This is a genomic window from Litorivivens sp. (assembly GCF_057445395.1).
In genome coordinates this window covers 108,635-121,132 of sequence record NZ_JBVBUV010000004.1, presented here as the reverse complement: position 1 = coordinate 121,132, position 12,498 = coordinate 108,635, and the positions used below count along the sequence as shown (strand labels likewise).

General features: G+C 53.0%; 11 protein-coding genes. 6 read left to right on the top strand and 5 right to left on the bottom strand.

What is annotated here, in order from left to right; translation table 11 throughout:
- Positions 1 to 18 precede the first annotated feature (18 nt).
- Both AC222A_RS02790 and AC222A_RS02785 read right to left on the bottom strand, forming a co-directional pair.
- The gene (locus AC222A_RS02790; RefSeq protein WP_372750507.1) at positions 19 to 498 is read right to left on the bottom strand and encodes a DUF4396 domain-containing protein; all 480 of its coding nucleotides are present in this window, start codon (positions 496 to 498) and stop codon (positions 19 to 21) included.
- A gap of 213 nt (positions 499 to 711) precedes the next feature.
- Entirely contained in the window at positions 712 to 2,268 is a 1,557-nt protein-coding gene (locus AC222A_RS02785; protein WP_486774610.1) for a long-chain-fatty-acid--CoA ligase, read from the bottom strand.
- 130 nt (positions 2,269 to 2,398) lie between these two features.
- Between AC222A_RS02785 and hemP the strand changes: the two genes are divergently transcribed.
- The 6 genes from hemP to AC222A_RS02755 all read left to right on the top strand — a co-directional run bounded on the left by hemP (position 2,399) and on the right by AC222A_RS02755 (position 8,481).
- A complete protein-coding gene (gene hemP, locus AC222A_RS02780) occupies positions 2,399 to 2,566 on the top strand; it encodes a hemin uptake protein HemP (RefSeq protein WP_372747544.1) in 168 nt (55 codons plus the stop codon).
- Positions 2,567 to 2,679: 113 nt separating this feature from the next.
- Positions 2,680 to 4,737, top strand: a complete 2,058-nt coding sequence (locus tag AC222A_RS02775; RefSeq protein WP_372798764.1) for a TonB-dependent hemoglobin/transferrin/lactoferrin family receptor — start codon at positions 2,680 to 2,682, stop codon at positions 4,735 to 4,737.
- Positions 4,738 to 4,750: 13 nt separating this feature from the next.
- Entirely contained in the window at positions 4,751 to 5,812 is a 1,062-nt protein-coding gene (locus tag AC222A_RS02770; protein ID WP_486774609.1) for a hemin-degrading factor, read from the top strand.
- A complete protein-coding gene (locus AC222A_RS02765) occupies positions 5,803 to 6,711 on the top strand; it encodes a heme/hemin ABC transporter substrate-binding protein (RefSeq protein ID WP_486774608.1) in 909 nt (302 codons plus the stop codon). Before AC222A_RS02770 ends, AC222A_RS02765 begins: the two co-directional genes overlap by 10 nt.
- Positions 6,712 to 6,716: 5 nt before the next feature.
- Positions 6,717 to 7,715, top strand: coding sequence for a FecCD family ABC transporter permease (locus tag AC222A_RS02760; protein ID WP_372798766.1), 999 nt, complete (start codon positions 6,717 to 6,719; stop codon positions 7,713 to 7,715).
- Positions 7,708 to 8,481 (top strand): heme ABC transporter ATP-binding protein, encoded by a 774-nt coding sequence (locus tag AC222A_RS02755; protein ID WP_486774607.1) that lies wholly within the window; start codon positions 7,708 to 7,710, stop codon positions 8,479 to 8,481. Before AC222A_RS02760 ends, AC222A_RS02755 begins: the two co-directional genes overlap by 8 nt.
- A 10-nt stretch (positions 8,482 to 8,491) precedes the next feature.
- Here AC222A_RS02755 and AC222A_RS02750 read toward each other — a convergent pair whose 3' ends face one another.
- The 3 genes from AC222A_RS02750 to gspG form a co-directional block, all read right to left on the bottom strand.
- Entirely contained in the window at positions 8,492 to 10,375 is a 1,884-nt protein-coding gene (locus tag AC222A_RS02750) for an N-acyl-D-amino-acid deacylase family protein (protein ID WP_372747550.1), read from the bottom strand.
- A gap of 35 nt (positions 10,376 to 10,410) precedes the next feature.
- The gene (locus tag AC222A_RS02745; RefSeq protein WP_372747551.1) at positions 10,411 to 11,901 is read right to left on the bottom strand and encodes a WS/DGAT/MGAT family O-acyltransferase; all 1,491 of its coding nucleotides are present in this window, start codon (positions 11,899 to 11,901) and stop codon (positions 10,411 to 10,413) included.
- A 164-nt stretch (positions 11,902 to 12,065) separates the two neighbouring features.
- Positions 12,066 to 12,497, bottom strand: coding sequence for a type II secretion system major pseudopilin GspG (gspG, locus tag AC222A_RS02740; protein ID WP_372747552.1), 432 nt, complete (start codon positions 12,495 to 12,497; stop codon positions 12,066 to 12,068).
- Between the last annotated feature and the right edge of the window lies 1 nt (position 12,498).

Sequence of the window (12,498 nt, the reverse complement as noted above, 5' to 3'; positions counted from 1 at the left end):
TTTAGCACCGCCGCCCACTTAGTGGCAGGCCTTCCCCAATTTTCGCAGCCGCCAGTAGTTATAGGGCCAGGGGGCCAGAAAACCCGCTGCAAGGCTTGGCAGAACGGACCACCAGGTCAACTTTGCTTCTCCCACCAGCAGGTAATCGGTCGCATTCATGGCAAACTCCATACCCAGCATACTGACCAGGCTCATGCCTAGCGCGGTTTTCAAAGCCAAACGCAGGGTCATTTGGCGGCTGAGAATAAAGGCTTCTAGGGCAATACTACTCAACAGGCCGTTGAGCATTGCCAACCCCATGACCAGCATGGCGTTGGAGCCCGGCGCGTAAACCTGAAACGCCAAAATAGTACCGAAATCGCCGATAGCGCAGCCCAGCAAGCACCAGCCAGTATTCTTTGCCGATTGTCGCCAGATTTTCGTGCTCGTCCAGTCGAAACTGTTTGTAGCTAACGATTCGGTCTTTTGCACTTTATTAACATGACATGCTTGTTCCATACACAGCTCCTTAAAACAGTGCCTACAACCAAATTGGTGCAGTAGCGTGAGTTAAAAGCCTGCAGTTGGATACAGAGTCAAGCGTTACGAAATCTATACTTCGATCGACAGCCTCGCAAAGGCAGAAAACGCACGGGTTGTGACTCCTCTGCCCAAACGATCAGCTGTTTGAAAGGAACCCTTAAACTGGATGCAGTTAAGGGCAAAGTACCTTCAGTTCACGGCGCGCTCGCGCCCTTCCCAATACGGCTTACGCAGTTCATTCTTGAGAACTTTTGATACACCAGACAAAGGCAGCGGCTCCTTGCGAAACTCCACGGAACGCGGACATTTATAACTGGCGATCCACGCTTTGCAATGCGTAATAAGATCCGCCTCTGCAACCTGTTGTTCGGCTTTAAGCACAACAATCGCATGCACCTGCTCGCCCCATTGATCACTGGGTATCCCAATTACTGCGCACTGCTCTACGGCTGGATGTTTGTAGATAGCCTGCTCTACTTCCGAGGAATAAACGTTTTCCCCTCCCGAAACAATCATGTCCTTCACTCGATCAACCACGTAGAGGTAGCCATTTTCCAGATACCCGCCATCGCCGGTATGCAGCCAGCCGCCTCTCAGGGTTTCTGCCGTTTTATCTTCCAGGTGCCAATAGCCGCCCATGACGTTGTCGCCACGTACGCAAATTTCCCCCACCTCGCCTTCCGGCAATGATCTACCTTCATCATCAAGTATTTGCAGTTCAACCCCGGGAATCACCTGACCGGCTGAGCGCAGTATTTTTGGATCACTCGGATGGCTGTGGTCTTTTGCGGTGAGCACAGAAATGATGGGCGCGGCTTCGGTCTGACCATAGGCCTGAAAAAACTCGACATGGGGAAGTATTTTTTGCGCACGCTCGAGGATTGCCTGAGGCATGGGTGAGGCACCATAACCGATCGCCTTAAGGTCACGCAGATCCGTACTTTCAAATTCCGGTAACTGCAACATCATTCCCAGCATGGTCGGAACCAGCATGACATAGGTTGCGCGCTCTTTCTGGAGGGTATCCAGCACCGCTTTCGGATCAAAAAACGGCAGAAAAATATGGGTTGCTCCTAGAATGGTCTGGGTGAAGCCGTTATACATATCGGCGACATGGAACATCGGGGCAACCCGGAGAAAGCGCTTTTCTTCTGGCCAGTTAACATCAATCAGTGTCGGCAAAGCCTGCATGCAGGAACTCAGCAGATTGCGATGGCTCAGCATGACACCTTTGGAAGGCCCTGTAGTACCACCGGTATACATTAGAAAGGCCAGATCATCACCAGAGCTATAGTAGTCTTCCAGCGCTGGACCCTCTGCGGCGAAGTGATCGACGCCTTTATCAGCAGCCTGCTCATCCAGACCCCAGACTGATTTTAGAGGCAACTTATCACGTAGGCTGTTGATTGTGTCTTTGAAGAAACTATCGACGAATAGGTACTCCATCTGGGAGTCGGTAATCCAGTGTGAAATTTCCGGTGGCGCCAGCCGAATATTAATCGGCACCGCGACTGCACCCAGCCACGGGATGGCGTAAATAAGTTCGAAATAGCGATCAGAATTCATCGCCAGAATGCCAACCCGATCGCCAGGCCTGACACCTTCACCCTTCAACGCCCCGGCAATACGCTTTACCCTAGCACCAAATTCATGCCAGCTTTTCTGGCGTTCATCCATCTGCGTTGCGATTTTATCGGGAATAATCTGGGTGTTGCGAACCAGCAAAGAAGACAGGGAACTGTACATAACGGCACCTTTATTGTTATCAGCTTGAGAGTACACAAGAATGTTTTGTCAGGACAAGTGCGGGCAATTATACTTGACTCTGTAATGATAATGATTATCATTAGCATAAAATGCATTCAGGGACAGTGGCATGACCGAACAGAAAACAGAACCAAAATACAGGCCGTTTACTGAGAGTACCAAATGCTATGACAAGGACACCCTGTTTGGCGACACCAAGGAAATCATTATTCAACATGGTGATCTGCGCTACCGATTGCGTGAAACTCGCAACGGAAAATTGATACTGAATCTTTAATTTTAACGGTTTCTGGCACCGTCTCCCCCGCCAGACTTTCGATTAGCCAGCCAGCCAGCAGATACGTCTCCTGCCAGCCAGCACGCCGTCGATTTTTCTTTCAGGAGAAATTGATGCGTACTGTAGTAATTAAATACCTGCACAGCTTCGCCGCTGTTGCATTGCCTATTTTATTTGGCGGATCTTTAAGCGCCGGACCAGTCGAAACACTGACTGTCGTCGCTACCCGAAGCGAAATGGCCCTCGATGCACTCCCGGAAGCGGTCTCGGTGGTAGAGGCCATACAGATTCGTGATGACCAGGCCTCTACAATGGCCGAAGTATTGGAAAATCTCGTCGGCGTCGACACAGCTGGTGGCCCACGTTCCAGCGCGCAGAGTGTTGTCGTTCGCGGTATTGGGGGCAGCCGAGTGCTGTATACCATCGACGGCAGTCGCCAAAGTTTCGACGGCGGGCATCGCGGTCGATTTGTTCTCGACCCAAGTTTGATAAAACGGGTCGATATGCTGCGCGGCCCCGCCTCGGCGCAATATGGTAGCGGCGCCATCGGCGGCGTGCTTTCGGTACAAACCCGTAACGCGGACGATATGCTTGCTGCCGATGAATTGTTCGGTATTCGGTACACCAGTGGCTATGAAAGCGCAGGTAATCAATGGACCAACAGTGTCATGGGCTATGCCAGCCTTGTCGATTTTGGAGTCATAGCGCAACGGAGTCAGCAGGAAAACAAAGATTATCGCGACGGCGGCAATCAACGAATTGACCACACAGCGGATCAGCTCGATAGCACCCTGTTAAAACTATCCTATACACCCGAGAGCAATCACCGCATAAGCGGCCTCTTTCTGGAAAGCACCCAACGCAATGTATCGCCGTCTAATGCGGCCAAAACTGTCGACGATAGCAACCCTCTACTGAACAAAGAAAACCGCAGCGTAAACACCAGTATCGCCTATCGATATCAGCCCGATAGAGGCTACCTCAATGGCCTCGACATAAACGCCTACAAGAACCGTACAGGCATTACTGAAGATCGCATTGATGAAATCAGGCATGACACCATTGATTTCAATACCCTAGGCGCAAATCTAACACTGCGATTGCAGGCCAACGAAAGGCATCGCTGGCTGGTCGGGCTGGATTATCATCGCGACACCTCTCAAGCCAGCCGTAATAATGCGCCCCGCCCGCAGTTTCCTGATGCTCGCCAGCAGATCCAGGGGCTCTTTTTTCAGTATCAAGCTGATCTTGGACAGCGCATCTCACTGATTTCAGCTCTGCGCTACGACCAGTTTAAAAGTCATTCCAATACCCATGCCGCCGCCGATATCCACGAGAGCCAGTCGACCGCGCGCCTGGGTGCAAGCTTTTTCGCAACAGACTGGCTGACTCTTCATGCCAATTATACCGAGGCTTTTCGCGCACCCAACCTGCTAGAAAATTACGCCGCAGGCATTCATTTTCTAGGTAATGAATTTCAACCCAACCCTGAATTGCGCCCCGAACTTGCTGCCAATCAGGAAGTGGGCGTGGTGTTCAGCGGTGACAATGCCAGTGCCGACAGACGTTGGCGTTTAAGGGCAAATCTTTACCGAAACGATATTGAGAACTTTATCGAAACCCTGGTTACCGTGGAAGAAAACACGCTAAACATCGCGTGCCTTGGCCCGAACCCGCCGCCGGGTTGCGTGTTTGGCACCATTTCTATCGACGGTACGACCACCGCAGTCAACCTGCCCAAAGCCCGGATCAGCGGCTGGGAAGTCGAAAGCAGCCTGGAACAGGGCCAGCTACTTGCTGAGGTGGCCTTGGGGCACAGTCGTGGAGAGTCCTTGTCTGACGGCCGTCCGCTTTTGAATATACCGGCTGATGCGCTCAAGTTACATCTGGCCTGGGATAGCAACCAGTGGCGCTTGGGTGCGCGTGCCAATCACTACCGGCGCCAGGATCGCGTGCCGCCTACCGATCTAAACGGCGGCGCGGTGGCCCCTACGGCTGGCTACACGCTGTTGGATTTTTATGCGCGCTACCAGCCAGAACAGATCTTTATGCAAAGCCTGACAGTAACTGTCGGGATCGACAACGCGACCGATCGGCGCTATCGCTCACATCTCGCCACCCTCAATTCAGCCGGTCGCAGTTTCCGTCTCGGCTTCACCTACCAGTTATAAGGAGAACATCACCATGAGCCTTAGCGAACACACTACAACGCAATTAATAGAGCGATACTCAGCACTAAAGGCTGGCAATAAACATCTGCGACTGCGTGATGCAGCAACGCAGTTGGGCGTTAGCGAACTGGAGCTGATAATCAGCGACCTTGACCCCGCAAGCTTCCGTCTGCGAGATGATCCACGTCAAATACTCAAAGGCATGCCCTCCGTTGGAAGTGTCATGTGTCTGACGCGTAACGACGCTGCGGTCCACGAACGTCACGGCTGCTTTGAAGACGTCCGGGTAGACGGCCCCGTTGGACTGGTACTGGGCGCGGATATTGATCTGCGTCTTTTTTTCCGGCAGTGGTCAAGCGCTTATTACCTGCGGCAAACATTGGCATCCGGAATACGCGAAAGTATCCAATTCTTCGATATCTCGGGATGCGCAATACTCAAAATTTATGCAACAGATCAAACCGATCTAGAGGCTTTCCGAACGCTCGCAGAAAAGCATCGTCACACGGCAGGTAATCTGTTTCCGTCGATTACCGCGTTTCCGCCTACCCCGGCCGCAGCCAACATCTTTTCGGTGGACGAGTTGCGCAAAGCGTGGTCGAAACTGAGAGATACACACGATTTTCATGGACTACTGCATCAATTCAATGCTGACCGGATAAGCGCACTCACCGCGGTTGGTGCACCCTATGCTCGGGCAATCTCGTTAACAGCAATTAGTGTGCTATTGGAACAAGCCTGCAAGCGCCAGCTGCCGATCATGGTTTTCGTCAACAACCGATGCTGCATTCAGATTCACACCGGAAACGTCGAACAGTACAAAAGGCTCGAGAACTGGCTCAATATCCTCGATCCCGACTTCAATCTGCATCTTGATAGCTGTCAATTCAGCAGTGCTTGGTTGGTTCGCAAACCGTCAGACGACGGTATCGTTACCTCGATTGAAGTCTTTGATCAAAACCGGGAGCTTTGCGTCCAATTCTTTGGCGCGCGAAAACCCGGCATTGCGGAACGTCGAGATTGGGTAGCGCTAGCGGAATCAATGCCGACGCTGGAGGGAGATACATGTCACTGATACGCGCGTTGCTAGCATTTGGTACTTCGGTCATTTTTACTCTGGCGGTCGGCGGTTGCAGCGAACGGGAAATGACTAATGACGCTGAGCAACAATCCAATGCACCGCGTCTTATCACGCTTGGCGGTGAATTGTCGGAGACCGTGGTCGCTCTCGGCTTTGAAGATCAGTTAGTCGCCGTTGATTCCACCAGTCTGTGGCCGGAGCGTCTCCAGCGACTGCCCAATGTTGGCTATTTGAGGCAGCTCAATACCGAGGGCATTCTCGCTCTCTCGCCCGATCTGATCTTGGCCAGCCATGAAGCCGGACCAGAGTCCGTACTGGACCAGTTGCGTGCATTGGGCATACCGGTGCATACGGTGACCACTGGACCCGATCTGAGGGCGGCCAGTACAGCAATTGCCACCGTTGGAGAACTATTAGGCGCGCGTTCGCAATCAGCCTTGTTGATTGATGCCTTAGCGCAGTCTATGGCGAATCTAAAGCCAATGGAGAACGTACCGCGTGTTCTGTTTATCCTGTCTAAAGCCGGTAATCAGACTCTCGTCGCTGGTCGTAATACCAAGGCCCACACAGTGATATCTCATGCCGGCGGACACAATGTTGGCGCCGGCTTCGACGGTTACAAACCCTTGTCGCCAGAGGCGATTGTGCAATTGGCGCCGGATATTATCCTACTGCCTTCCCACACCGCGGGAAGCGTTGGTGGTCGAGAAGGACTACTCACTCATAGAGGTATTCAGATGACCCCTGCAGCAGAGCGTGGCCATATCTGGATCATCGAAAGTCAAACCGTGCTGAGTTTGGGACCACGTATTGGAGAAAGCCTGGTCGTGTTGAATCGTCGCTTTGCCAGCGTTGCCAACGCAGAGGTAAAAACAGCGGAACTGGCCAGATAATGATCGTGCGCGATTACCATAGTACGAAAATCTACGGCATTCTGGCGCTGCTATTGCTGACATTGAGTGTGACCGCACTAAGCAGTGGGCCGCTCGCTGGAAATATTATTTCGCTGGTTGATGCTCTGGTCAGCGAAGACGCTTCAATCCTCGCAGCAACATTCTGGCAACTGCGTTTACCCCGTGTGGTACTTGCGCTGATGGTGGGTAGCGCGCTCGCCGTGGCCGGGGTAACGATGCAAGCCATCTTCAGAAACCCGCTAGCCGAGCCTGGATTAACAGGATCATCTAGCGGTGCAGCACTTGCAGCGGCGACTGTTATTGTACTGGCGCCGTATGAAAATCATGCGGCTATGCTGCCGCTGGTAGCCTTTTTGGGCGCTCTGTTGGCCACCTTGCTGGTACTGAGCTTTCCTGTATCAGCCGGCGACCAGATGGCATCACTGCTTTTACTGGGTATCGCAATCAATGCGGTAAGTAGTGCCGGCCTGGGCTTTCTCAGTTTTGTCGCTGACGATTTTGCATTGCGCTCTTTAACCTTCTGGCAATTCGGTAGTCTGGGCAAAGCCAGTTGGGAGGATCTTGCCTGGGCTACCGCGATAGCAAGCCCTGCCTTGGGGTGGTTGCTTTGCCAAGGTAGAGTTCTTAATGGCCTTCTACTTGGAGAACGCGACGCCCACTGTCTCGGCATTGATGTTCACCGATTCAAGGTTTGCGCGTTGCTGGCGTGCTCTGTCTGTGTGGGTACTGCGGTCGCCTGCGCCGGAATCATCGGGTTTGTAGGTCTAGTTGTGCCCCATCTACTGCGTCTGGTAGTTGGCCCCGATCATACCCGCCTGTTGCCGGCATCCCTGCTGGCCGCGCCAGCGCTGGTGCTCGCTGCCGACACCTTGGCGCGAACTGTCGTAAGCCCAGCAGAACTGCCTATTGGTATTCTGACGGCATTGCTTGGCGGCCCATTTTTCATTTATCTGTTACTGCAACGGAGCCGTACAAGTGCTTGAACTAGATCAGGTAACCCTTTTCCGACAACAACGACAGGTACTGGGCCCGCTAAGCCTGTCGTTAAAATCGGGACAGTTTTGCGCCGTACTGGGTGCCAACGGCGCGGGTAAATCTTCGTTACTGTCCCTGTTGAGTGGTCTGGACGCTCCTGCCAGCGGCCGATTGTCCTTTGCTTTCGCCAATGGCCGCCATACTATCCGCCAACTCGCCCAACACCGGGCATTAATGCCACAATTTCATGCTTTGGGGTTTGATTTCAGCGTTCGAGAAGTGGTGATGCTTGGCCGTACTCCGCACCACGGAATGTGCGATGCGAAGGACCACCGCAGACTGACAGACAAGGCCTTGGCGCTCTCGGGAATGTTGGATTTTTCTGGTCGCCGCTATACACGTCTGTCAGGTGGCCAACAGGCGAGAGTGCAGTTTGCCCGGGCACTTGCACAACTCAATTGCGGTGAAGGAGGTGACAAACTACTGCTGTTAGATGAGCCGACGGCCAGTCTGGACCTGCGTTATCAACTGTTGATTATGAAATGTATCCGACAATTGTGTGACGCCGGTCTGTGTTGCGTCGCGGTGCTGCACGATATCAATTTGGCCGCACAATTCGCTGACCTCATCGTGCTGCTCGATCAAGGCAAAGCCGCCGCAGTCGGTGCGCCGAGTGAAACGCTTACAGAACCATTGCTATCCAGAGTATTTCAACTCCCGGTTCGTGTGCTCGACAATGTCTTTCCAGATAGACCAATGATCGCATTGCCTTAGCCGTCAGAGATCAGTTTACTGCCGTCAGCGCACGTCCCAGAGTTTCGCTACCCAGCACAGGCGTGAAACGATCACCCTCTTCCCAAACCCGCTGGCCGCGAATATACACTTCGCGGACCACGCCATCGGAGCGATTAACAAGCACTTCATGCTCAAACTCAGGATTGTAGACCAACTGCCGCTGCCCGTTACTGTCATAGTCTCTGAGCTGCTCTGGATCAACCAGCACAATATCCGCCTGCTGACCGATATTCAGGTTACCAACATCCAGGTTAAAGAATGCCGCCGGATCACGCGTAAGCCGTTTTACCGCCAGCGCTACTCTATCCAGCCCTCGCTTCTGTGCGAGTTTAAGCGTTAACAGGTTGCCATCATAAAAAGCGAGATTTGTTATGTGTGCGCCACTGTCGTTAAACCCGGGCAAGGTGTTTGCGTCAAACAGTATCTGATCGGTAATGGATTCGTCGAGATTGGCTACATCCAGCCACCAGCGAAAATCCAAATCAAACTCTCGCAGACAGTGAGCGAAAAAATCCGGCAGCGAATCACAGTCCGGCGGCGCCTTGCCAAATACCTCCAGTTCATCCGCGTTGAAGCCCTCTTTCTGACCCTGCCGGAACGCCCGGAACCGTTGGTAGACACTGGACAGCTTTTGATGATGCCAGCTGGGCACCGGTGTTACCGGATCTATGACGATATCGTCGGGATCCAGCACAAAAGTCGCCGACGGTACGCCCAGACGATTCAGCAGACTTGGCGCCTTCGGAGAGACTGCGTCCCAATCCCGGCGAAACTGCGCCTGCCATTCGGCGGTTTCCATCAACGCACGACGCCCGTCTCGATCGTCGATTTCATAGGCTATTAATGCACGGGTCGAGGGCAGCTCTTCAAAGATTGGCGCCTGCACACCATTGCCCCACATTCGGAAATTAGTGGAGAGCGCCTGAAAGTGAAACCGCCCGTTCAATAAAGTTGAATTCAACAGTGCTGCCAAGCGCAGCAGGCGCTTCCATGCGCCCGGTGTCGATTTGAAATCCAGCGCGGTCAATGCGCTTACTCGCAACGGTTTGCCAAACAACCGACCCGATGTCCAGAAAAAACGACGCAAGGTGGTAAACATATTCTTGCTGTCTGGTGTGGCCTGCCACACTCGGTCCCGGTCACGTACAACCTGCAACAGCGTTTTAAGTTCGGCTTCATCGGCAAACTGGGTGGGAATGCGTTTTTCTTTGTGGGGGTCGTTGGCGAGATAGTGAAAAATAATACTGTCAGTGGAAAAACCGATATAGCCCTGATCCATTGCCTGATTTAACAGACGCACCATTTCATCGCGCTCAGCCTGTGTTGGCTCGCGGCTGACGCTCGCGTCTACCCCCATGACCTGTGTTCTCAACATGGAGTGCGGTAACAGTGGCGCAATATTTGGGCCAAGTGGAATCGACGAAAAATGCTTCAGATAGTCGCCCGTGGTGTTCCAGTGCATTTTATCGACGCACTTTTGCAGCACCCGTTTCGGCATATTTTCCACACGGGTAAAGCAATCAATAATGGGGCTTTCCCCATTCTTTAGCTGCGCACCAAAGGCCGTACCCAGAGAACAATTACCCACGATCACCGTGGTGGTGCCATGCCTGACCGCCTCTCCTAGCCCTGGATTGACTTCAACCTCCAAGTCGAGATGCGTATGAATATCCAACAACCCCGGCATAAGCCAGAGTCCGTCAGCATCAACCACCTGGGCGGCTAACTCGCTGCCGAGGTTTTGGCCTCTGGCGGCAATCTGGCCGCTAGCAATGGCGATATCCTCGACAACCGGCAATTCGCCACTGCCGTCAAAAACCAGTGCGTTTTTTATCAGTGTGTCCCACTGCCCTACAGTGCCACCATCTGCCATTGTCGCCTCCTGACCGGATAGTTGATTCGCGGACTTCAGCTGGACTTCGCAGCGCGACGTTTAGCTGTTTTCTTTTTCGCGACGGACGGCTTGAAACTCTTATCTGCGAGCGCTTTCAATTCAGCAAACGAAGCTTCCAAACACTCCCGGTATTTCATTGGATCATCCAGTTGTTCACGATCTGCCAGCACGGAAATGGTCATGGCATCGCCAAAGGAAAATACCGCATGAAAAAGGCCTACACCCGGGGTTAGTACGCCGAGGCCGTGATAGCGAACGAGTCGCGCACCGGCACAGTAGAGATCAAAATTCGCGCCCGGCACATTGGTGACCACCGTGCTGATATTCACCGGCATATGCTGCGAAATTTTGCCACTGGAATACAGCTTGGCGCCGCCCTTGGCAAACCAGGGCGAAAGCACGCCCACCAGTTTCAGGGCGTCTACCAACGGTGACTTTTCGCCGAACTCTTTGGCGTCATTGGCGCTTTGGTGAATCGCTTGCAGTCGAGCAACCGGGTCGTCGATATCCGTATGCAATTTACAAAACACGGATCCCACCTGATTATTGTCCTCGTTTTCCCCGCGCCGGCTGCGCATATTCATAGGTATACCGGCAGCCAGGGAGACCTCAGGCAGCTCCCCTATTTCTTGCAGGTAGCGTCGCATGGCACCGGATACCACGGCCAAGGCAACATCATTGATTTTAACGTTGAAGGCATTTTTTATGGCTTTAAAATCCGACACACTGAATGTGGTCGCCTCAAAGGCCCGATGTTTACCTACCGGCTGGTTAAACCGCGTTTTGGGAGCCTGAATATCGGGCAAGGGCACGGTTTTCTGGATAACGCCATAGCCAAGCCGCGCAAAATCCCGAGCCAGGTTTACCGTACCCTTAGCCATTGTTGCGGTATTTTTGGTCTGATTTACCAGCGCCCTAAACAACAATTCACCGGAATTGGGTTTGTGGTCAATGACCAACGGCGGCTGAATGCCAAGGTACTCATCGGCCACACTTTCACTGGGTTCTGGCTCCAGGTCATGCAGTGCAGCCATAAACGATTGACCTCCCGCGCCGTCAACTAGTGAGTGGTGCATTTTGGTATAGACCGCAAAACTACCCTCGGGCAGCTCGGGAATATTGTCCAGACCTTCAATGATATAGGCTTCCCAAAGGGGACGCGCCATATCCAGCGGTCGCGAGTGAAGCCTGGCGATCTGGATGCAGAGCTGGCGCCAGTCACCAGGGTGCGGCAGCGCGATATGTCTCAAGTGGAATTCAACATCGAAGTTTTCGTCGACCACCCAATATGGCCGATCGAGGTTACCCGGCACTTCATGTAAGCGCGTGCGAAACAACGGAAGGCGATGCAACCGCTGCTCAAAACTCGCTATCACCTGTTTAAAGCGAACAAAACCGCCAGGGGCGGTTGAGGGGTCATAAATACCGAGCCCGCCGATATGCTGGGGAGTATTGGTTTGCTCCAGGTTGATAAAAGCCGTATCTAGTACGCCAAGCTGTTTCATATAGTATCCTGCTTGATCAATTATTATTGGCCGGAGTTGGCGCGCAATTCCAAACCTTATCGTAACTGTTTTTTAGTGTAACCGCTTTATTGGCTTAGTCGAGGGTCAGGCACCGCCGAAATGAATTGACACTGCCAACCGCTGCTCACAGGAACTATTTAAAATCAATGGCTTACTATGAGATCTTCAGCAATACCCTCACCACCTGGTTTGCCGTCGGCGCCGTAGGTCTGTAGGGTAAAATAGCGCCCCTCTTCTCTGCTCTCATACCGATAGGGGGCGCCCCAAGGATCTAACGGTACGGCGTCTGTCGGCAGGTAACCTGTGCTGTTCCAGTTACGCGGGGTTCGCCCTGAGGTTGGCATCGCAATCAGTGCGCGCAATCCCTGCTCTGTGGTTGGGTAGAAATGGTTATCGAGTTTGTAACGCTCCAGCGCGGCCGCTAATTCAGTTATATGAGCGCGGGCGGTAGCGACTCGATAGTCATCGAGTCGCGATTCGATAATCGGGTACAGTGCGGCCACAAGACCGCTAATGATCAGAATAAGTACGAGTATTTCGCGGATGGTTAAACCACCCTGGCGGTAAACCGTCAAA